The organism is Microbispora sp. H10885, assembly GCF_014161415.1.
In the GTDB taxonomy this organism is placed as follows: domain Bacteria; phylum Actinomycetota; class Actinomycetes; order Streptosporangiales; family Streptosporangiaceae; genus Microbispora; species Microbispora triticiradicis.
Map to the genome: position 1 here is coordinate 1 of NZ_JABBWY010000008.1, position 19,826 is coordinate 19,826.

A 19,826-nucleotide genomic window follows, 5' to 3' on the forward strand; every position below is an offset into this window, starting at 1 on the left:
ATGGGGTTACGGCGGTTATAGCGGTGGGGAAACACCCGGTTACATTCCGAACCCGGAAGTTAAGCCTACCAGCGCCGATGGTACTGCACCGGGGACGGTGTGGGAGAGTAGGACGCCGCCGGACAATTTTTTGAGGGGGGTCATCCCGTTTGGGATGACCCCCCTTTTTTTGTGCCCAAATACCGGCCGTCACGGTGTGTCCGGCCTGACCGCGGCCTTCAGCAGAGGTTCGACGCGGTAGGGGATCTGGGTCGACAGGGCGATCGTCGTGTCCGACCGCCGGCCGACCTCGCCGGCGCCTGCCGGTGCTCTGCGGGCCTTGCGGTGACGGGCCGGTGGGTGAGTGAGGGCCGGATGTGGGGCCAAGACGGGAAGTTCGGGCCCTCCGGGAACCTATGGGCGTCTGTGTGCCTCTAACTTCTCGTGTGGCAACGTCATCGGCTCCGGTACCGAACCCAGGATCACCAGCGGCCTTCCGACCGGCCCTGGGCTGCGCGTCCGGCTGTACGGAGGCCGCGACCGCTATCGCAAATATTTTCGAATTTCGAATTCCCGGCCTCCGGGCGGGGCGTCCGCCGCGCAATTCGATCATCTTGGCCGGCGGTTCGATTCGTGCTCCCGGCACCCGCCGGCGGCGGCTCTACCAGCAAGATCTTATTTCCGGAACCCTTCATCGGCGGCGTACGTTGTGATCTACTGAGGGAACGATGTCCTTCCTGATGACCGGGAAAAATGTTTGCGAAGTGTTCCGTGGGGTAGGCGGGTTCGAGAGTTACCCTGGAAGGGCTGAAACAGAATTGACGACGAAGACATACGCACTCGGCCGCTACATTATCCAACCAACAACCCTTAAACGGCCGGGCGTGTCGGTGGGGGTTCGCTGAATCGTCGATTACGGTCCCGTGTGTAGGGACAAGCCCGGAAAAGGACAAGCCGGAAAAGGACGAGCCGATGGGGGCTGTGCGCAAGGTGGCAAGCTACCTTGGCCTGGGTGGGGCAGAGCAGTACGACGAGGCCTACACCGACGAGGACGAGTACGAGGACGACTGGATGCCGGCGGCCGAGCGCGCCGCCAAGCGTTGGCAGCCCAATGCCGACCCTGCCCACATCGTCATGGTCCGCCCGCACAAGTACGACGACGCCCTGACGATCGGCCGGCACTTCCGCGAGGGCCACACGGTGGTGATGGACGTGGCGGGCATGTCGACCGCGGAGGCCACCCGCATGGTCGACTTCGCCGCGGGCCTCGCCTACGGCTGTGAGGGCCGCATCGAGCGGATCGCGGACAAGGTGTTCCTGATCACCCCCGCGAACGTGGAGGTCTCCAGCGCCTGAACCGGCGCCCCACACGCGCCTGACAGACTGACGGGCCCTCTCCCATACAGCGGGAGAGGGCCCGTGGTTCGTACGGCGGAGCGGCGTCAGGCGGCCCGTGGGCCCCGGCGCAGGAGAGTGGTGATCTCGCTGAGGTCGCGGGCGGCGACGGAGGCCCGCTCCTCGGACTCCCTGGCGTATTCGTGCAGGGCCCAGACGGCCTTGTCGGCGAGATCGCCGAGCTTCCCGGCCCGCGACTGGACGTACCGCACGTCCGAGTGCTCCTGGATGCGGTGCCGCCACAGCAGATGACCGCCCACCGCGGCGATCACCAGGCCGCCGAGGGCCAGCGGCGGGTTGACCACGAAACCCCAGGCGAAGACGGCGGCGGCGAGGACCAGGAGCAGGTACGCCAGCCAGGGCCGGGCACGCTTGGGCACGCACTCGGTGACGAGGCGTTGCTCGGCCGCCGCCATCGACTCCTGGTCGGGGCCCTCGGGCCGGAGCCGTACCGCATAGCCGAGGATCGGCACGTCCAGGACGTCCGGCGGGGGCTCGCGCACCACGTCGACAAGCGCCTCGGCGGCGGCCCGGACGGCGGGCGCCGCGACATGCAGGGCGAGCGCGGCCAGATGCGGATCGGCGTCGGGGCGCAGGTCCTGCAGCAGATGGCCGGTGAGCGAGCTCAGCGGCCCGTCCGGGCCGCCCTGCCCGACCAGCGTGCGGAGCACGGCCAGCGGCTCGTCGTCGGCCCACACGGTGCCGCGTACGACCTTGGTGACCTCGCCCGGCTGCCGGGTGGAGGTGATCGCGTCGCAGCGCTCACGGAGGCGCTGCAGCGTCACCGACGCCTGCAGGGACCGCTCGATCTCGGCGACCTTCGCCAGTTCGGGGAACGGCTCCAGGGAGGGGGGCACCGACGTCTCCGGCGATCCGGGCACGATGGCCTTCAGCCAGCGGTCGTCGGTGGCCGGCACGTCGACCGCGTCCAGCTTGCGCAGCACGAAGATCTTGCCGACCGGCCCGTACGCCCCCCGCGCCGCGGCCAGCCACAGGGCCCGCTGGCCGGGGGCCACCGGGTGGTCCTCGGAGAGGTCGCCGAAGGCGGTGCCGAGCCAGGACGCGTGGATGCGGTCGCCCTGGCCGCAGACGGCGAGGGCGAGGCACAGGAACAGGGCGGTGCGCCGTTCGTCCAGCTGGGAGGCGAGAGCCAGCGGCTCCAGCGCGTCCACGCCCGACAGGATCAGCACGAGGGTCTCGACCGCCGGCGCGAGCCAGTATCCCGGCACGTCCGTGACGCCCGGCGGCAGCTCGGGCGTGGTGCCGTCGGCCGCCAGGCTGACGAGCAGCGCTTCAGCGTAGCGGTGCAACTCCGTGGCGTCGGCCACGTTTCCGGGGTCCGGACTCGTGGTCAGGTCCATGCTCACGCGGATCGCTCCCCGAGGGATCGGCTGGCACTCCCTTGCCCGCGCCAGACTAGACGCTCGGCGCGCTGACGAGGGGTTAGGCACGCCGGAGCGGGTTCGGGCACGCCGCTCACATCCGCTCGGGCACTTCGATGCCGAGCAGGTCGAGGCCCCGCAGCAGCACGCGCAGCGTGAGCGCCGACAGGGCCAGGCGCGACTGCCGTACGGACTCCTCCTCGGCCTTGAGGACCGGGCAGCTCTCGTAGAACGAGGTGAACGCCTGCGCGAGGTCGAACAGGTAGTTGCAGAGCCGGTGCGGCTCGGACAGCTCGGCGACGGCGGCGACCACCGTGCCGAAGCCGAGCAGTTGCAGCGCCAGCGCCCGCTCGGCCGGGTGGCCGAGCACGATCGGGCCGGTGACCGACTCCGGGTCGATCCCGCCGTTGCGGAAGATCGACCGGATGCGGGCCGTGGCGTACTGGAGGTACGGCCCCGTGTTGCCGGTCAGCGCGAGCATGCGGTCGAAGTCGAAGACGTACTCGCTGTCGTGGCTGACCGACAGGTCGGCGTACTTGACGGCGCCCATGCCGACCTGGCGGGCGATCTGCCGCCGGGCCTCCGGCTCGTACCCGCGTTCGGCGATGACCGCCTCGGCCCGGACGACCGCCTCCTCGAGCAGCTCGGTGAGCTTGACCGACTCACCGCTGCGGGTCTTGAACATCTTGCCGTCGCTGCCGAGCACACTGCCGATCTGGACGTGCTCCGCCTTCACCTCGTCGTGCAGCCAGCCGGCCATCCGGGCCGCCGCGAAGACCATCTGGAAGTGCAGCGACTGGGTCGCGCCCACGACGTAGAGGACCCGGTCGGCCTTGAGGTCGCGGACCCGGTAGCGGATCGCGGCGAGGTCGGTCGTGGCGTAGCCGTACCCGCCGTCGCTCTTGCGGACGATGAGCGGCAGCGGCTGGTCGTCGCGGCCGGTGAAGCCGGGCGGGAAGACGCACAGCGCGCCCTCGCTCATCTCGGCCACGCCCATGCGCTCAAGCTCGTCGCAGACGTCGGCGAGCATGGGGTTGTACTTGCTCTCGCCCGCGATGTCGTCGTCGGTGAGCGTGACGCCGAGCGCGCGGTACACCTTGTTGAAGTAGCGCTTGGTGTACTCGATGAACTCGTGCCACAGGCGCAGGGTCGGCGGGTCGCCGCCCTGCAGCAGCGGCACCCTGCGGCGGGAGCGCTCCTCGAACGCCTTGTCGGTGTCGAACTTGTGCCGCGCCTCCTGGTAGAAGGCGTTGCCGTCGCCGGCGGCCAGGCGGCCGAGCGCCTGCTCCTCGCCGATGTCGAGGAGGTGCTCGATGAGCATGCCGAACGGCGTGCCCCAGTCGCCGAGATGGTTCTGCCGGATCACCTGGTTGCCGACGTGCTCGTGCGTACGCGCGAGCGTGTCGCCGACGATCGTGGTGCGCAGGTGACCGACGTGCATCTCCTTGGCGGCGTTCGGCGCCGAGTAGTCGACGACCACGGTCTGCGGAGCCGGCTGCGGCACGCCGAGGCGGTCGTCCAGCAGCCGCTGCCCGGCCTGCTCGGCGATCCAGCCGTCACGCAGCGTCAGGTTGAGGAACCCGGGCCCGCTGACCTCGACGCTCACGTCGGAGGTGTCGAGGTGGCCCGCGATGGCCTGGGCGACCTCCCGAGGCGCACGTCGGAGCCGCTTGGCCAGGCTGAGCGCGACGTTCGCCTGGTAGTCGGCGAACTGTGAGGGCCTGATCAGCGGATCTTCGGTGGCGTACTCCGGACCGAAGGCGGAGCCCAGCGCCTGCTGGACCCGCTCGGTGAGCACGAGCTGCGGGTCGGTCATGCGTCAAGCTTATCGGCGCGCGACTTCGGCCCGCCTGCCGAAATCGGCGGCCATCCCGCCGTCCGTCCGGCGGTCGTCCGCATGGTCAGCGGCGGCGGTGCGACCGGTTGCCCGCGGCGATCCGCTCGCCGATCCTGGCGACGACGCCCTGGGCCGACAGGCGGGCCGCGAGCTCGCAGGCGGCGGCGACCCCGCGGGCCCGCGACGAGCCGTGGGCGATCACCACCGTGCCGTTCAGCCCGAGCAGCACGGCCCCGCCGTGCGCCTCGGGGTCGAGCCGGCCGGCCAGCTCGCGTAGCCGGGCCCGCTGCAGCATCCCGCCGAGCCGGGCCAGGCGGCTGTCCGCGATCGCCTCCCTGAACTGGTCGAAGGTGTACCGCACGGTGCCCTCCACCGTCTTCAGCGCGACGTTGCCGGTGAACCCGTCGGTGACGACGACGTCGGCCTTCCCGGTGAGCAGGTCGTGTCCCTCCACGTTGCCGACGAAGTCGATGCCGGGGGTGGCGACGAGCAGTTCGTGCGCGCGTTTGGCGAGCTTGTTGCCCTTCTCGGCCTCGGCTCCGATCGTGAGCAGGCCGACGCGCGGACGCCGCGTGGAGAGGACGGCCTCCGCGTACGCCACCCCGAGGTGGGCGAACTGCACCAGCATCTCGGGCTTGGCGTCCGCCGTGGCCCCCGCGTCGAGCAGCACGGTGGGCTGGGGAAGCGTCGGCAGGCCGACCGCGATGGCGGGCCGTACGACGCCCTGCTGGGCCCGCAGGCGCAGCCGTCCCGTGGCGACGACGCCGGCGGTCGACCCGGCGGACACCACCGCGCAGGCGTCGCCGCGCCGGACGAGATGGCACGCGACGGCGATGCTGGACCGCGGGCGCCGCAGGCTCGCCAGCGCGCCCTCGTTCATCGCCAGGGCCTCCTCGGCGCGGACGATGGGGATCTCGGTGACCGCGTCGTGCCCGGCCAGCTCCTGGTGGAGCACCCGGGGATGGCCGACGAGCACGACGGGCACGCCGCGTTCGCGCACCGCCCGCACGGCTCCCGCGACGATCTCGCCGGGCGCGTGGTCGCCGCCCATGGCGTCCAGGGCCACGGGCAGCGTACGGCCGGTGGGTTGCATGGCCGAATCGTAGGCCGTCAGCGGCGCGTCCCCCGGTACACCACGATCTTGCCGAAGCGCGCGTTGCCGGTGAGCCGGATCAGCGGACCGTTCTCGGCGCCGTCCCCGCCGCTGATCGCGCGCTTGGAGAACACGGTGCCGCCCTGGTCGACCACCCTGGCGTCCGGAGGGACGGTGATGATGATCTTCCCGCAGAACGAGTTCACCTCAAGCGTCACCTCCCGGCCGGGCAGGACCGCCTCGTCGAGGTCGACGATCAGCGCTCCGAAGACGGCGCTGAGCTCGGTGTGCCGCCCGGCGATCCAACGTCCGCGCCGTATGATCTTGCTGAACACCGCCGAGATCCGGAGCCGGTCCGTGGGGAGCGCGGACGTCTGGCCAGACACGTCCGGCAGATCCCTGATCAGTGGCACGAGTTCGCCCAGCGTCACGGCGTGGTAGACGGAGTCGAGCCTGTCGGCGTGTTCGAGGCTCGTCAGGCGGCCGGTGGCCAGCGCCTCGCCGAGCACGGCCGCGATCCTGTCGCGGTCGGCGTCGGAGGCGCGCTGCGCGGGATCGTCGCCCGCGTACGGGGTGAGGTAGGTCACCCCGACAGCCTAACTCCTAACGCGATATGTCGCGATAGCGCCAGCCGGGAGCAGGGAGTCCCAGGGGCCGCGGGCCGGTGCCCGCCGGGTGCGCGTCACGGGCGCCACGCGCGCGCCGCCAAAAGCGAGCGGAAAAATTCACCGCCGCGACCGGGCGCGGTGTTTACCGTAGCTTTCTGCTGCGCGGGGATTGGGGCGACCGTGAAGTGGTCGTCCGATGCTCGATATCCCGATTTTTCTGGCGCGTCGTCCTGCCTGGACCCCCGCTTCGTCGGGCCTTCCGGCGCGAACCGCGGTGATAGAAATGCCGACGTCTTTGTCGGCGTGCCCGCCGACGCACGGGGGTTCTTGGGTTCGTCATTCCCACTCTCGTGAAAAGGAATATGAACCGGGGGCAAGTCAAATGAAACGACTGGTTAGGACAGCCGTCGTCGCCGTAGCAATCGGCGTCGCCGGCATGCTCGCCGCGCCCGCGCAGGCCGAGGGGTGCGCGGTCAAGTGCACGAACACCCGGGTCGCGGCGGTGGCGAGCCTGCTGGCCGACCTGCGGGCCGGCGTGGTCGCCGACGCGGTGGCCGGCACGACGAGCGGGGCGGCGAGCGGCACGAGCGCCGCGGCGAGCGGCGCCGTCGCGCAGGCCGACGCCGCCGCCCAGGTGGCGGTGAACGTGACCGCCGCGCTCCGGGCCGACCTCGTCGCCGTCGCGGACCTCGCAGGCACGACCACGGCCGCTCTCACCGCGACCGCGAACGCGCAGATCAACGCCGCGGCCGTCATCGCGGCCGACATCGCCGCCGACATCACGGCGGACGCCACAGTCGACGCCGCCGCTGCCGCAGACGCGACGATCACCGTCGATGCGGCCGTGATCGCCACCCTGGAGGCGCATCTGCGCGCCGCCCTGCAGGCGGTCGTCGACGCCAGAGCCACCGTGGACGCGGCCGTGCGCGCCAAGGCGAAGGCCGTCGCGGCTCTCACCGCCCAGGTCGGCCGGCCGGTCGTCACGACCTCCGGCCGGGCCGCCGACGCCGTGGACGCCTCGGCGGCGGCCGTCGCCGCCGCGGGCGCCGACGTCAGCGCCGCGCTCGACGTCACCGCCAGGCTCAAGGCGCTGCTCAACCTGAACGGCGCCGCCGCGGCGACCGCCGGCAGCGCGGGCGGCCTGCTGACGCTGGTTCCGTGCGCCGACACGAGCAGCACCCGTACGGTGACCGCCGACGTCGCGGCCCGCGTGAACGCGGACGTCCGCGCGGTCGCCGGTGTCGCCGCGACCACCACGAGCGTGCCGGCGCGGGGAGCCGGTGCGGCCACCGCCGCGACGTCCCGGTTGGCCTCCTCCGCGGCCGTCACCGCCGACGCGGCCCTGTCGGGCGCCGTGTCGTCCGCCCCGGGCCTGGTGTCCGGCGCAGTCCCGACGGGGCGGGTGCGCGGGTACGGCAACTGACCCAGGAATCGAACATTCCGGCTTCGGCCACGACGAACGGCCGGCACCTCGTGAGGGTGCCGGCCGTTCGCGTCCCGGCGACGGCGAGGGGTGCTAGTTAGGTGACTCGGAGGAGGCGCGCAGGTAGGTGCGCCTGGCGATCTGGGCCTGCAGGCGGGCCATCTGCCAGTGCAGATCGATGAGCTGCTCGGCGATCAGCCCGACGGGCAGCTCCGAGGGGTCTTCGGCGGCGAGACTGTCGATCGCCGACGCGAGGTCGCTCATCCCGGCCCTCCGCTATGTCGAATCTCCGTTCGAATCATAGTGGAACGCCGGGCCCTGTGGCATCAGGTTTCGTACACCGGTGCGATAAAGCCGCGGGCGAGCGTGTTGGCCGTGACGTTGAAGCCGACCACGGCGGGCGGCGCGTCGGTGTCCAGGCCGAGGGACTCCACGCCCAGCGCGTGCACGGCGAAGAGGTAGCGGTGCGGGTGTCCGGGCGGGGGCGCCGCGCCGCCGTACTCCTTCGTGCTGAAGTCGTTGCGGGCGTGCCTGGCCCCCTCGGGCAGTCCCTTGAAGTCGGGGCCGTTGCCCGCGCCCGCCGGCAGCTCGGTGACGGAGGCCGGGATGTCGAACAGCACCCAGTGCCAGAAGCCGCTGCCCGTGGGGGCGTCCGGGTCGTAGCAGGTGACGGCGTAGCTCCGGGTGCCCTCGGGGGCGCCCGACCAGCGCAGGTGCGGGGAGACGTTCTGCCCGCCCATGCCCCAGTCGTCGAACACGTGGGCCTCGGGCAGCCTCTCGCCGTCCCGCACGTCGTCGCTCTCGACGGTCAGCGCGGGCACCTCGGGCAGGTGGTCGTACGGGATCGGTGGCGGCGTCGGCACGTTCACCCCTCCGTTTCTCTCAGGCTTTGTTGTACGCCTCCAGGACTTCCTGGGGGTCGCCCTGCATTCTGATCTTCCCCTTGTGCAGCCATATCACGCGGTTGCACGTCTCCTCGATCACGTCGAGGTTGTGGGCGACCAGGAAGACGGTGCCGGCGGACTGGCGCATCTGCTTGATGCGGTCCTGGCTCTTGCGCTTGAACTCGCGGTCGCCGGTCGCGAGCGCCTCGTCGATCAGCAGCACGTCGTGCGTCTTGGCCGACGAGATGGCGAAGCGAAGCCGGGCGCCCATGCCGGACGAGTAGGTCGACATGGGGAACTGGACGAACTCCCCGATGCCGGAGAAGTCCACGATCTCGTCGTACTTCTCGCGCACCTCGGCGGGCGTCATCCCCATGGCGTAACAGCCGAGGATGATGTTGCGCTCACCGGTCAGCTCCTTCATGAGGGCCGCGTTGACGCCGAGGAGGGAGGGCTGGCCGTTCGTGTAGACGGCGCCCTTGTGCGGGGGCAGGAGACCGGCGATCGCGCGCAGCAGGGTCGACTTTCCCGAGCCGTTGCGGCCGATGATGCCGATGGCGTCGCCGTGGTGGGCCACGAAGCTCACGCCCTTGACGGCGTGGACCTCCTTCATCTGCGGCCGTCCCTGGCGCCGGAGAAGGCGCATGAGCGCGTTGGCCGCATTGCCCTTCTCGGCGTCGCCGGCCGAGCCGTACACCTTGTAGACGATGTGGAGGTCGTCGACGATGACGGTCGGCGTCCCGGTCGTGGAGTCGGGCGACTCGGGGTCCCGGGTCTCGGAGGGGGTCTGCGTCTTGGGGTCTTGGGGCGCCACCTGGGACAGCTCCTGCTCCTTGGTCAGCTCAGCCACGGCCGTACCTCTCCTCGGCCCGCCAGAAGTACCAGAAGCCGACGATCACCGCGAACACTGCCCAGAATACGCAAGTCACCCACGCCCAGCGCTCCGGGAAACGCTGGTAGATCAGCAGGTCGCGCATGAACTCGATGTAGGCGGCCGCCGGGTTGAACTCCAGCGCCCAGCGGAGGAAGTCGGGGAGCTCCCGGGTCTTGTCGTCGATCGCGTAGAAGACGCCGGAGGCGTACAGCCAGGTGCGGGTGATGAACGGCAGGAGCTGGTTCATGTCCCGCATGAACGCGCCGACGCGGGCCATGAACAGGCCGATGCCGATGTTGAACACGGTCTGCATCGCCAGCGTGACCGGGACCAGCAGCCAGAGCCAGGTGATCGGCTCCCCTGTGACGAGCACCAGCAGGAGCAGCACGCCCATCGAGTAGCCGAGCTGCTGCAGTTCCTGCATGGTGTACGCGAGCGGGAGCGAGGCGCGGGGGAAGTGCAGCGCGCGGATCAGGGACAGGTTCGACGAGATCGACTTGGCCCCGCTGATCACCGTGCGTTGGGTGAAGGTGAACACCATGACCCCGGTGATGAGGAACGCGGGGTAGTTGACGATCGACTTGCTCTGCCCGAGGATCACGCCGAACATCAGCCAGTAGACCGCGGCGTTGAGCAGCGGCGTCAGCACCTGCCAGAGCTGGCCGAGCATCGACTCGGAGTACTTCGAGACGTTGCGCGACGTGGCGTACGTGAGGATGAAGTGCCGCCGGTCCCACAGTTGGCGCAGGTAGGCGGGCATGCTGGGGCGTGCGATGGCGCGTCGCAGTCCGTGACGCTCCGCGAGCGCGGCCAGCGACTCCGGGGCTCGGCCGCCACCCTGGGCCTCCGCGACCGCGGATTCCGGCTGGCTCATGGCAGTGACTCTATTGGATGGAGGTCGGTGGGACGGCTGTCGCACCGGACGTGGCTGCGACTGGTCAACGGTAGCCCAGGACATCGTGATAAGGGGACCGGGGAGGGGGTGCCGCCGACTCCGCCGGTCAAGGGCTCGCACTCTCACGGTGAATGTACGCTAAAGGGGGTTTTAGTGCCTATCTGGGCGTTTAGGGTTGGCACGCGGGACTGCGTGTGTGACGCCCGACTCGCGCACGTGTGACCGAACTGCAACGTGCCGGAGATACCTCTGGTGCGAGAGGTGAGGGATGCTCCGGACGACTGGCAGGACGTCAGCTGGTTTGACGGTGCCCGCAAACCCGGGGTCGCACCAGCGTGAACGCCCATCCTAGAGGGAGGACCAAGATCCACTATGCGTGTGACTAGGGGCGTAAGGATTACCGCCGGAGCAGCGCTGCTGGCGCTCGCCGTGGCCGCCTGTGGCGGTGGTGGAGGGTCCGACAACTCAGGCTCCGGCTCCGGTTCCGCCGCGCAGCCGGTCCGCATCGAGATCGCCGAGCCGCAGAACGACCTGATTCCGGGCAACACCGGCGAGACCAGCGGCGCCGAGGTGCTGAACGCGCTGTTCATCGGTCTCGTCGACTACGACGACCAGAAGAAGCCGGTCAACCGGATCGCGGAGTCCATCGACTCGACCGACCAGACCACCTGGACGATCAAGCTCAAGGACGGCTACACCTGGCACGACGGCACGCCGGTCACCGCCCAGAACTTCGTGGACTCCTGGAACTACACGGCCTACGGGCCGAACCAGCAGCAGTCCAACTACTTCTTCTCGGTGTTCAAGGGCTACGACGCCATGAACCCGCAGGACCCGGACGGCGAGGAGGGCCCGAAGAAGGCCGCCGAGCCCACCGCGACGACGCTGTCGGGCCTCAAGGCGGTGGACGACAAGACCATCTCGGTCGAGCTCACCCACCCCTACTCGGGCTTCCCGACCATGCTGGGCTACACCGCCTTCTACCCCCTGCCGAAGGCCGCCTTCGAGTCCGAGGGCAAGCTGAAGGCCGACTACGGCTCGAACCCGATCGGTGACGGCCCCTTCAAGATGAGCAAGCCGTACAAGCGCGGGACCGACCAGACGGTCGAGATGGCCCGCTTCGACGGCTTCAAGGAGGGCAAGGCCAAGGTCGACGCGCTCCAGTACAAGATCTACACCGACCTGAACACCGCGTACAACGACCTGCGGGCCGGCAACCTGGACATCATGGACCAGCTGCCGCCGGAGCAGATCGGCGGCGCCAAGGCCGAGTTCGGCGACCGCTACATCGAGCAGCCCTCCTCCGGCATCGGCTGGCTCGGGTTCAACATCAAGAGCGGTGACGCGTACGCCAAGAGCCGCGAGCTGCGCACCGCGATCTCGATGTCGATCGACCGGGCGACCATCACCGACAAGGTCTTCTCCGGCACCCGCGTCCCCGCCGACGACAACATCAGCCCGGTCGTCGCCGGTTACCGCAAGGGCGCCTGCGGCGAGGCGTGCACCTTCGACCCCGCGAAGGCCAAGTCGCTCTGGGACTCCAACGGCGGCAAGGACGTCAAGTCCATCGACCTGAGCTACAACGCCGACGGCGCCCACAAGGAGTGGATGGAGGCGGTCGCCAACAACATCCGCACCAACCTCCAGGTCGAGGTCAGCGTCAAGCCGTACGAGAAGTTCGCCGACATCCTCAACGACCTGGGCGACGGCAAGGTCAAGGGCGCCTTCCGGATGGCGTGGATCATGGACTACCCGTCCCCGGAGAACTACCTCCGCCCGATCTTCGGGACCGGCGGCAGCTCCAACTACGTCCAGTACTCCAACAAGGAGTTCGACGAGCTGCTCAACAAGGGTGACTCCGCCGCGTCCCTCGACGAGGGCGTGAAGTTCTACCAGCAGGCCGACGACCTGGCGCTGAAGGAGATGGCGTACGTGCCGATCTACTTCTACACCACGAACGGCGCGTTCTCCTCGAACGTGAAGAACGTCAAGATCGACCCGTTCGAGCGCATCGACGTCTTCAACGTCGAGCGGGCCTGACCGAAGAGCTATTCGGGGGGCGGTCCTTGATCTGCCCCCCGGTAGTCGACCATCCTCAGGGGCAGTCCATGACAGACAGAATGGGCTGCCCCTGTTCATGACCGGGAGACCTCATGGGTCGCTACGTGATCAGACGCCTACTGCAGGCGATCCCTGTACTGGTGGGGACCACGTTCCTGCTCTTCGCCACCGTCTACGCGCTGCCGGGTGATCCCATCGCGGCCCTGGGCGGGGACCGGCGTCTCGACCCCCAGCTTGTGGCGCGCATGCGTGAGCAGTTCCACCTGAACGATCCGCTGCTCGTCCAGTATTGGTACTACATCCGCGACATCGTGTCCGGTGATTTTGGCACCACCTTCCGCGGGGTGCCGGTGTCCTCGCTGTTCCAGGGCAAGTTCCAGGTGACCTTCCAGCTCTCGATCACCGCCCTCGTGTTCGAGGCGGTCATCGGCGTGGGGCTGGGCCTGTGGGCGGCGCTCCGCCGGGGCAGGTGGCAGGACCAGGCGGTGCTCGCCTTCACCCTGCTGCTGGTCTCGATCCCGACGCTGGTGAGCGGGTTCGTCCTGCAGCTCGTGCTCGGCGTGAAGCTGAAGCAGAACACCGGGATCGACTTCTTCCCCGTCGCCGGGATCCAGGACGGCATGCGGAGCTACATCGTGCCCGGCCTGGTGCTGGCCGGGCTCTCGATCGCCTATCTCACCCGGCTCACCCGGACGAGCCTCATGGAGACGCTCCGCGCCGACTACATCCGCACCGCCGTCGCCAAGGGCCTGCCACGACGACGGGTGCTCGGCCGGCACGCGCTGCGCAACTCGCTCATCCCGCTGATCACCTATCTGGGCGCCGACCTGGGCACGCTGATGGGCGGGGCGATCATCACCGAAACGATCTTCAATCTGCCCGGCATCGGCCAGCAGCTCTTCCAGTCCGTCTACCTGCGTGAGAACGCGGTGGTGGTCGGTATCGTGACCGTACTGGTCCTGGTCTACGTCCTGGCCAACCTGATCGTCGACCTGCTGTACGCCGTCCTCGACCCCCGGATCCGCTATGAGTAACGCGACTGTGGCCGAATCGGCCAAGGACAAGGACGCCAAGCCGGAGAAGGCCCGCAGGCCGGCCAGTCTGTGGTCGGACGCCTGGCACGACCTCCGCCGGAACAAGGTCTTCATCCTGGGATCGATCCTCGTGTTGATCCTGATCCTGATGGCGGCCTTCCCGTCGCTGTTCTCGTCCGTCAACGCCTACGACCCCTCCACCTGCGACCTGAGCAACGCGCGGGAGGGCATCACCTCCAAGCACTGGTTCGGCACCGACAACCTCGGCTGCGACACCTACTCCAGGGTCATCTACGGCGCCCGGGTCTCGGTCATCGTCGGCATCGCCACCTCGCTGATCAGCGCCATCGTCGGCGGCGGGCTCGGCCTGCTGGCGGGCTACTACAGCCGCTGGGTCGACGTGCTGCTGTCGCGGATCGCCGAGATCTTCTTCGCGATCCCCTCGGTGCTCGGCGCGCTGCTTTTCCTGTCGGTGGCCGGCCGGGAGAACGCCGGAGCCTGGATCGTGGTCCTCTCGCTCGCCGTGCTGGCCTGGCCGCTGATCCTGCGGATCATGCGGGCCGCGGTCATCTCGGCCAAGAACCAGGACTACGTCACCGCGGCCCGGGCGCTGGGCGCCGGGCCCGGCCGGATCATGGTGCGGCACATCCTGCCCAACGCGATCGCCCCGGTGATCGTTACGGCCACCCTCAACCTGGGTGTCTTCATCGCCGCCGAGGCCGGCCTGTCCTTCCTGGGAGTGGGCGTCCAGCCGCCGGCGATCTCGTGGGGCCTGATGATCGGCGACGCCCGGCGCCGGTTCCTGGAGGCGCCGGAACCGCTCATCTTCCCCGCGCTCTTCCTGAGCATCACCGTGCTGGCGTTCGTCATGCTGGGCGACGCCGTCCGCGACGCGCTCGACCCGAAGCTTCGATAAGAGGGGCGGCAAGTGAAGAACCCATCTGTCGACACGCATCTGCTCCCGGCGGAACGCGCGGGCGACGAACCCCTGCTCGCCGTGGACAACCTGCACGTCGAGTTCCAGACCCGCCAGGGCGTCGTACGGGCCGTGAACGGCGTCTCCTACTCGGTCAACGCCGGAGAGACGCTCGCGGTGCTCGGGGAGTCGGGCTCCGGCAAGTCGGTCACCGCGCAGGCGATCATGGGCATCCTCGACATGCCGCCGGCGCGCATCCCCAAGGGGGAGGTCCGGTTCCACGGCACCGACCTGCTCACGATGCGGGACGAGGACCGCAGCCAGATCCGCGGCCGCCGGATCGCGATGATCTTCCAGGACGCGCTGTCCGCGCTCAACCCGGTGTTCACCGTGGGCTGGCAGATCGGGGAGATGTTCCGCGTCCACCAGGGCATGTCCAAGCGGGACGCCCGCAGGAAGGCCGTGGAGCTCATGGACCGGGTCAGGATCCCGGGCGCCAAGTCCAGGGTCGACGACTTCCCGCACCAGTTCTCCGGCGGCATGCGGCAGCGCATCATGATCGCGATGGCGATCGCGCTGGACCCGGAGATCCTGATCGCGGACGAGCCCACCACCGCCCTGGACGTGACCGTGCAGGCGCAGATCATGGGGCTGCTGGCGGAGTTGCAGCAGGAAAGCGACATGGGCCTGATCCTGATCACCCATGACCTCGGCGTCGTCGCCGACGTGGCCGACAAGATCGCGGTCATGTACGGCGGGCGCATCGTGGAGCACGCCTCGGTCTTCGACGGGTACCGCGCTCCCGCCCACCCCTACACCAAGGGCCTGCTGGAGTCGATCCCCCGGGTGGACCTCAAGGGCCAGGAGCTGTACGCGATCAAGGGCATGCCGCCGAACCTGCTCGACATGCCCACCGGCTGCGCCTTCCACCCGCGGTGCCCGTACCGCAAGGAGAACTGCGTGACCGACGTCCCACCGCTGTACACGGTCAGCGACACCCGCGGCAGCGCCTGCCACTACTGGAGGGAGGTTCTCGATGACGGCTCCCGCTGAGCCCATCCTCGAAGTCCGCGACCTGGTGAAGCACTTCCCGCTGAACTACGGCGTGGTCTTCAAGCGGCAGGTCGGCGCGATCAAGGCGGTGGACGGGGTCTCCTTCGACCTGCGCAAGGGCGAGACGCTCGGGGTCGTGGGCGAGTCGGGCTGCGGCAAGTCCACGCTGGCCAAGCTGCTGATGGCGCTGGAGCGGCCCACGTCGGGCTCGGTCCGGATCAACGGCAGGGACATCACCACCGCCAGGGGCGCCGAGCTCAAGCGGATGCGCCGCAACATCCAGATGGTGATGCAGGACCCGTACACCTCGCTGAACCCCCGGATGACGGTCGGCGACATCGTCGGCGAGCCGTTCGAGATCCACTCGGACGTCGCGCCCAAGGGCGGCCGGCGGCAGCGGGTGCAGGAGCTGCTGGAGGTCGTGGGCCTCAACCCCGACCACATCAACCGCTACCCGCACCAGTTCTCCGGCGGCCAGCGTCAGCGCATCGGCATCGCCCGCGGCCTCGCGCTCCAGCCGGAGATCATCATCTGCGACGAGCCGGTCTCCGCCCTCGACGTGTCGATCCAGGCGCAGGTGATGAACCTGCTGGAGCGGCTGCAGAACGAGTTCAACCTCGCCTACATCTTCATCGCGCACGACCTGTCGGTGGTCCGCCACATCTCCGACCGGATCGCGGTGATGTACCTCGGCAAGATCGTCGAGATCGGGAACGACGCCGAGATCTACGACAGCCCGACGCATCCGTACACGCAGGCGCTGCTGTCGGCGGTGCCGGTGCCCGACCCGGAGGGCCGGGAGACCCGCCAGCGGATCATCCTGCAGGGCGATCCGCCCTCGCCGGCCAACCCGCCGTCGGGCTGCCACTTCCGCACCCGCTGCTGGAAGGCGCAGGACATCTGCGCCGAGCAGGAGCCCGCGCTGGAGGCCCGCCCGGGCAGCGCGCATCCCAGCGCCTGCCACTTCGCGGAGGCCCGCGACGTGGTCAACGCCGAGTAGGAGACCCGCCGCCGGGTCAGCGCCCGGGCGACAGCCGTACGTGCGCGCCCGGGGGCAGGCCCAGGCGGTCGGCGGCGTCCCCGGCGTTGATCGCCATCGCGACCAGGCCGGCGGAGTCGGCGAACGCCACGAGGTCGCCCGGCGGCACGGCGGTGAAGGTCTCCCGGTACGGCACCGCGACCTGGCGGCGCCCCAGCCACACGGCCAGGGTGTCGCCGAGCCGTACGCCGATCTCGGCCAGGTCGTTCGCGGTGATCGAGAACTGGACGTTGCCGTGCCGGTCCACCGACAGCACCTCGCCCTCCGCCGCGCCGTCCCGCAGGCGGCAGGTCGGGGCGGGCAGGGTCACCAGGCGGTCCACCGGCATCGGCGGTCCCACGTCGGCCACCGCCCGGCCGGCGCACAGGTGCGCGGCCACCGGGGCGAACAGGTCGCGTCCCTGGAAGGTCGGCGAGACGTTGGCCAGGAACAGCTCCCTGTTGGTGATCTCGTAGGCCGCGTCGGCGCCGCCGGCGGCCCGGACGGCCCATGACAGGACGCCGTTGTCCGGGCCGACGAACACCCGCCCGCCCGCCTCGACCACGACCGGGCGGCGGTTGCCGCCGACGGAGGGATCGACGACGGCGAGGTGGACGCCGGCCGGCAGATAGGGCAGGGTCTGCGCCAGGATGGCCGCGCCGCGCCGCACGTCCCCGGCGGGAACGAGGTGGCCCACGTCGATGATCCGAGCCTGCGGTGCGATGCCCGCGATCACGCCGTGGCACGCGGCGACGAACCCGTCCTCCAGCCCGTAGTCGGTAAGAAGCGTGATTACAGAGCTCACACCACGTGACACTACGTCGGCCGCTCTCCTCTGCACACCCCGGGTCGTCCAACGTCGTGCGTCCCTTTACCATGAGGGACGGGCTCGCGGCCGATCGAGGAGGAGCGGATGGACACCGAACCGACCGGCGGCGACGGGCTCGACCTCTCCGACCGCGACCGCGAGATGCTCGCGTTCGAGCGTCAGTGGTGGCGGTACGCGGGCGCCAAGGAGCAGGCGATCAGGGAGGCCTTCGGCGTCTCCGCCACCCGGTACTACCAGTTACTCGGGGAGCTGATCGACCGGCCGGAGGCGCTGGAGCACGACCCCATGCTGGTCAAGCGACTGCGCCGGATGAGGGCCGGCCGGCGGCGTGACCGCTCCGCCCGCAGGTTCGGCATGCACCCCTGAGACACCCGCTCACCGTCCCCGCACGGCGCGCCGAAGCGTCCCGACCACTTCTCCGGAACGAGGCCATGACACTGCCCGCGCACCCAGGACTCGACGCGATCGTCGCCGACCCGGCAGGCGCCGTGATCGGGCTCGACTACGACGGCACGCTCTCCCCGATCGTCCCCGACCCCGCCGCCGCCCGCGTGCACCCCGCGGTGCCGGGCGTGCTGGCCGCGCTCGCCCCGCTCGTACGCGCCGTGGTCGTCGTCACCGGCCGGCCGCCCCTGACGGCCATCGGCCTGGGGGAGGTCCCCGGCGGGCCGTCGCTCGGGGACGTGCCCGGCCTGGTGATCCTCGGTCACTACGGCCTCGAGCGCTGGGAGGGCGGCCGCGTGACCGCCCCGCCACCGCCGCCGGGGCTCGACCTCGTACGGACCCGGCTGCCCGATCTCGTGGCCGGGCTGCCGGGCGCGTGGATCGAGGACAAGGGCCACGCCGTCGCCGTGCACACCCGGCGGTGCGCCGACCCCGCCGCGGCCCTGGAGGAGTTGCGCGGACCGGTCGCGGCGCTGGCCGGGGAGGCCGGGCTCGCGGTCGAGCCGGGCCGCATGGTGCTGGAACTGCGGCCCGGCGGCATGGACAAGGGCCGGGCGCTGTCGGCCTTCCTCGCCGAGCGCGGCGCGCGCTCGGTCATGTTCGCCGGCGACGACCTCGGCGACCTCGCGGCCTTCGCCGCGGTCGAGGAGGCCGGCCTGCCCGGCGTACGGGTGTGCAGCGGGTCCGCCGAGGTGACCGAGCTGGCGGAACGCGCCGACCTGGTGGTGGACGGCCCCGACGGCGTGGTGGCCCTCCTCGGCGACCTGGTGGAATCGCTTGGCAAGCGGTCTGCAAGCGGGCAGGTCTAACGTTCCGGACATGAACCGGAAGACCATCCCGGCCGGGCTCGCCGTGCTGACCGCCGCCCTCGCGGCCGCCACCCTGGTGGCTCCCGCGGCGGCGTCCGCGAGCGACCTCGGCGGCACCAGGCAGGTCCACCTGCGCAAGGGCCTCACGCTCACCATCCCCGCCTCGTGGCGGGTCGACGCCGTCCGCACGGACTGGACCCGCGTCATCACCGGCTCGTGCCCCACGCGCGGCACCGCGGACTACGGCTTCCGCGACTCGGGGTGCCACAGCTTCTGGGTCCTGGGTCCCAAGGCCATCAAGATCGGCCATGAGCTGTTCAACGCGTACACGCCGGACGGGCCGTTCTATCCGGCCACCGACGTCGGGCCCTGCCCGGTGCGGAAGAACCTCTACATCGGCCAGACCAAGCTCGTCGCGAAGGGGCTGCGCCAGGTCGGGCCGGGGCACAAGGCCTACTACCGCGACTGGGCGGGGCCGTGCGTGACGATGACGAAGTTCAAGGTCAAGGCCCACTTCCACCAGCGGGAGTGGTTCCTGCCCACGTCGAAGATCCTGGTCGTCGACCAGTGGAACACCCCGGGCCTGGACGGGATCCTCAGGAAGGCCACCTGGCGCTGACCTCTCGCCGGCATCGCCCCGCAAGTCGTCTCCAAGTGGCCGGGCCTACCGTAGGAGACATGATCGGAAAGACCATTGCGACCGCGGCGGCCGGGCTGGCCGTGCTGACGGCCACCCTGGCGGCTCCTTCCGCGGCGTCCGCGAGCGGCACCAAGCAGGTCCACCTGCGCAAGGGCCTGACCCTCACCATCCCCGCGTCATGGAAGGCGGTCCAGGCCGGCACGGACTGGACCCGCGTCGTCACCGGCTCGTGCCCCAGTCTCGGCACCATGGACTTCGGTTTCCGCGACGCGGGGTGCCACGGCTTCTGGGTGCTGGGCCCGAAGGCCCTCAAGATCGGCAATCACACGTTCCAGTCCTACAACCCCAGGTACGGGTTCGATCCCGCGACCGACGTCTCGGTCTGCCCGAGGACCGTCCGCCTGTACAAGGGCACCATGAAGCTCGCCGGCAAGGGGCTGCGGAAGGTCGGGGCGGGTCACCGAGCGGACTACCACGCGTGGGCGGGGACCTGCGTCGACAAGAAGTTCAGGGTGAAGATGCGCTACAGCCAGCGCGAGTGGTATCTGCCCACGTCGAAGATCCTGATCGTCGACCAGTGGAACACCCCGGGCCTGGACGGGATCCTCAAGAAGGCCACCTGGAACTGAGCGCCGCCGCCGCCGTCACCGGT

At 70.0% G+C, this 19,826-nt stretch carries 20 protein-coding genes and 1 rRNA gene; 12 read left to right on the forward strand and 9 right to left on the reverse strand.

Features of this window, described 5'->3' with window-relative positions; all coding sequences use genetic code 11:
* Positions 1 to 7: 7 nt before the first annotated feature.
* Together rrf and HHX37_RS21405 are read left to right on the forward strand one after the other, a co-directional pair.
* Positions 8 to 124, forward strand: a 5S ribosomal RNA gene (gene rrf, locus HHX37_RS21400).
* An 827-nt stretch (positions 125 to 951) separates the two neighbouring features.
* Positions 952 to 1,335 carry a cell division protein SepF gene (locus tag HHX37_RS21405; RefSeq protein WP_117409990.1) on the forward strand — a complete coding sequence of 128 codons (384 nt, stop codon included), beginning with the start codon at positions 952 to 954 and terminating at the stop codon, positions 1,333 to 1,335.
* Positions 1,336 to 1,421: 86 nt separating this feature from the next.
* Here HHX37_RS21405 and HHX37_RS21410 read toward each other — a convergent pair whose 3' ends face one another.
* From HHX37_RS21410 to HHX37_RS21425, 4 genes are all read right to left on the reverse strand, one after another.
* Complete coding sequence (locus HHX37_RS21410) at positions 1,422 to 2,735, reverse strand: hypothetical protein (protein ID WP_182886761.1); 1,314 nt, start codon at positions 2,733 to 2,735, stop codon at positions 1,422 to 1,424.
* Positions 2,736 to 2,850: 115 nt separating this feature from the next.
* Positions 2,851 to 4,572: an arginine--tRNA ligase gene (gene argS, locus HHX37_RS21415; RefSeq protein ID WP_182886524.1), complete on the reverse strand. Its 1,722-nt coding sequence runs from the start codon at positions 4,570 to 4,572 to the stop codon at positions 2,851 to 2,853.
* An 85-nt stretch (positions 4,573 to 4,657) separates the two neighbouring features.
* The gene (plsX, locus tag HHX37_RS21420) at positions 4,658 to 5,686 is read right to left on the reverse strand and encodes a phosphate acyltransferase PlsX (protein ID WP_182886525.1); all 1,029 of its coding nucleotides are present in this window, start codon (positions 5,684 to 5,686) and stop codon (positions 4,658 to 4,660) included.
* A gap of 17 nt (positions 5,687 to 5,703) precedes the next feature.
* Positions 5,704 to 6,273: a DUF1707 SHOCT-like domain-containing protein gene (locus HHX37_RS21425; protein ID WP_182886526.1), complete on the reverse strand. Its 570-nt coding sequence runs from the start codon at positions 6,271 to 6,273 to the stop codon at positions 5,704 to 5,706.
* 403 nt (positions 6,274 to 6,676) lie between these two features.
* On the opposite strand from HHX37_RS21425, the gene HHX37_RS21430 reads away from it, so the two are divergent.
* Positions 6,677 to 7,717 (forward strand): hypothetical protein, encoded by a 1,041-nt coding sequence (locus HHX37_RS21430; RefSeq protein ID WP_182886527.1) that lies wholly within the window; start codon positions 6,677 to 6,679, stop codon positions 7,715 to 7,717.
* Between the two features lie 93 nt (positions 7,718 to 7,810).
* Here HHX37_RS21430 and HHX37_RS21435 read toward each other — a convergent pair whose 3' ends face one another.
* The 4 genes from HHX37_RS21435 to HHX37_RS21450 form a co-directional block, all read right to left on the reverse strand.
* A complete protein-coding gene (locus tag HHX37_RS21435; protein ID WP_182883599.1) occupies positions 7,811 to 7,981 on the reverse strand; it encodes a hypothetical protein in 171 nt (56 codons plus the stop codon).
* A 62-nt stretch (positions 7,982 to 8,043) separates the two neighbouring features.
* Positions 8,044 to 8,580, reverse strand: coding sequence for a YbhB/YbcL family Raf kinase inhibitor-like protein (locus tag HHX37_RS21440; protein WP_117410026.1), 537 nt, complete (start codon positions 8,578 to 8,580; stop codon positions 8,044 to 8,046).
* 19 nt (positions 8,581 to 8,599) lie between these two features.
* Positions 8,600 to 9,442, reverse strand: a complete 843-nt coding sequence (locus tag HHX37_RS21445) for an ABC transporter ATP-binding protein (protein ID WP_259403106.1) — start codon at positions 9,440 to 9,442, stop codon at positions 8,600 to 8,602.
* A 1-nt stretch (position 9,443) separates the two neighbouring features.
* Complete coding sequence (locus HHX37_RS21450; RefSeq protein ID WP_117409997.1) at positions 9,444 to 10,349, reverse strand: ABC transporter permease; 906 nt, start codon at positions 10,347 to 10,349, stop codon at positions 9,444 to 9,446.
* A gap of 393 nt (positions 10,350 to 10,742) precedes the next feature.
* Here HHX37_RS21450 and HHX37_RS21455 point away from each other — a divergent pair, with 393 nt between their 5' ends.
* The 5 genes from HHX37_RS21455 to HHX37_RS21475 all read left to right on the forward strand — a co-directional run bounded on the left by HHX37_RS21455 (position 10,743) and on the right by HHX37_RS21475 (position 16,434).
* Positions 10,743 to 12,410 carry a peptide ABC transporter substrate-binding protein gene (locus HHX37_RS21455; RefSeq protein WP_182883597.1) on the forward strand — a complete coding sequence of 556 codons (1,668 nt, stop codon included), beginning with the start codon at positions 10,743 to 10,745 and terminating at the stop codon, positions 12,408 to 12,410.
* Positions 12,411 to 12,523: 113 nt separating this feature from the next.
* A complete protein-coding gene (locus HHX37_RS21460) occupies positions 12,524 to 13,465 on the forward strand; it encodes an ABC transporter permease (protein ID WP_117409999.1) in 942 nt (313 codons plus the stop codon).
* Complete coding sequence (locus HHX37_RS21465) at positions 13,458 to 14,381, forward strand: ABC transporter permease (protein WP_117410000.1); 924 nt, start codon at positions 13,458 to 13,460, stop codon at positions 14,379 to 14,381. Before HHX37_RS21460 ends, HHX37_RS21465 begins: the two co-directional genes overlap by 8 nt.
* A 12-nt stretch (positions 14,382 to 14,393) precedes the next feature.
* A complete protein-coding gene (locus tag HHX37_RS21470; protein WP_310740468.1) occupies positions 14,394 to 15,434 on the forward strand; it encodes an ABC transporter ATP-binding protein in 1,041 nt (346 codons plus the stop codon).
* Positions 15,418 to 16,434, forward strand: a complete 1,017-nt coding sequence (locus HHX37_RS21475; protein WP_182886528.1) for an ABC transporter ATP-binding protein — start codon at positions 15,418 to 15,420, stop codon at positions 16,432 to 16,434. Before HHX37_RS21470 ends, HHX37_RS21475 begins: the two co-directional genes overlap by 17 nt.
* 16 nt (positions 16,435 to 16,450) lie before the next feature.
* Here HHX37_RS21475 and HHX37_RS21480 read toward each other — a convergent pair whose 3' ends face one another.
* A complete protein-coding gene (locus tag HHX37_RS21480) occupies positions 16,451 to 17,257 on the reverse strand; it encodes an SAM hydrolase/SAM-dependent halogenase family protein (RefSeq protein ID WP_182886529.1) in 807 nt (268 codons plus the stop codon).
* 108 nt (positions 17,258 to 17,365) lie between these two features.
* Between HHX37_RS21480 and HHX37_RS21485 the strand changes: the two genes are divergently transcribed.
* The 4 genes from HHX37_RS21485 (at position 17,366) to HHX37_RS21500 (ending at position 19,803) form a co-directional block, all read left to right on the forward strand.
* Positions 17,366 to 17,647, forward strand: coding sequence for a DUF3263 domain-containing protein (locus tag HHX37_RS21485; RefSeq protein WP_117410004.1), 282 nt, complete (start codon positions 17,366 to 17,368; stop codon positions 17,645 to 17,647).
* Between the two features lie 65 nt (positions 17,648 to 17,712).
* Positions 17,713 to 18,534, forward strand: coding sequence for a trehalose-phosphatase (gene otsB, locus HHX37_RS21490; protein ID WP_182886530.1), 822 nt, complete (start codon positions 17,713 to 17,715; stop codon positions 18,532 to 18,534).
* Positions 18,535 to 18,544: 10 nt separating this feature from the next.
* Complete coding sequence (locus HHX37_RS21495) at positions 18,545 to 19,153, forward strand: hypothetical protein (RefSeq protein WP_182886531.1); 609 nt, start codon at positions 18,545 to 18,547, stop codon at positions 19,151 to 19,153.
* Positions 19,154 to 19,212: 59 nt separating this feature from the next.
* A complete protein-coding gene (locus HHX37_RS21500; RefSeq protein WP_182883594.1) occupies positions 19,213 to 19,803 on the forward strand; it encodes a hypothetical protein in 591 nt (196 codons plus the stop codon).
* Positions 19,804 to 19,826: the final 23 nt, after the last annotated feature.

Bases quoted from the DNA above. Each gene is read 5' to 3' on its own strand.
- argS (WP_182886524.1), bottom strand. From the start codon at position 4,572: ATGACCGACCCGCAGCTCGTGCTCACCGAGCGGGTCCAGCAGGCGCTG.
- HHX37_RS21410 (WP_182886761.1), bottom strand. From the start codon at position 2,735: ATGGACCTGACCACGAGTCCGGACCCCGGAAACGTGGCCGACGCCACG.
- HHX37_RS21500 (WP_182883594.1), top strand. From the start codon at position 19,213: ATGATCGGAAAGACCATTGCGACCGCGGCGGCCGGGCTGGCCGTGCTG.
- HHX37_RS21475 (WP_182886528.1), top strand. From the start codon at position 15,418: ATGACGGCTCCCGCTGAGCCCATCCTCGAAGTCCGCGACCTGGTGAAG.
- HHX37_RS21455 (WP_182883597.1), top strand. From the start codon at position 10,743: ATGCGTGTGACTAGGGGCGTAAGGATTACCGCCGGAGCAGCGCTGCTG.
- HHX37_RS21430 (WP_182886527.1), top strand. From the start codon at position 6,677: ATGAAACGACTGGTTAGGACAGCCGTCGTCGCCGTAGCAATCGGCGTC.
- otsB (WP_182886530.1), top strand. From the start codon at position 17,713: ATGACACTGCCCGCGCACCCAGGACTCGACGCGATCGTCGCCGACCCG.
- HHX37_RS21495 (WP_182886531.1), top strand. From the start codon at position 18,545: ATGAACCGGAAGACCATCCCGGCCGGGCTCGCCGTGCTGACCGCCGCC.
- HHX37_RS21485 (WP_117410004.1), top strand. From the start codon at position 17,366: ATGGACACCGAACCGACCGGCGGCGACGGGCTCGACCTCTCCGACCGC.
- HHX37_RS21405 (WP_117409990.1), top strand. From the start codon at position 952: ATGGGGGCTGTGCGCAAGGTGGCAAGCTACCTTGGCCTGGGTGGGGCA.
- plsX (WP_182886525.1), bottom strand. From the start codon at position 5,686: ATGCAACCCACCGGCCGTACGCTGCCCGTGGCCCTGGACGCCATGGGC.
- HHX37_RS21435 (WP_182883599.1), bottom strand. From the start codon at position 7,981: ATGAGCGACCTCGCGTCGGCGATCGACAGTCTCGCCGCCGAAGACCCC.
- HHX37_RS21465 (WP_117410000.1), top strand. From the start codon at position 13,458: ATGAGTAACGCGACTGTGGCCGAATCGGCCAAGGACAAGGACGCCAAG.
- HHX37_RS21450 (WP_117409997.1), bottom strand. From the start codon at position 10,349: ATGAGCCAGCCGGAATCCGCGGTCGCGGAGGCCCAGGGTGGCGGCCGA.
- HHX37_RS21460 (WP_117409999.1), top strand. From the start codon at position 12,524: ATGGGTCGCTACGTGATCAGACGCCTACTGCAGGCGATCCCTGTACTG.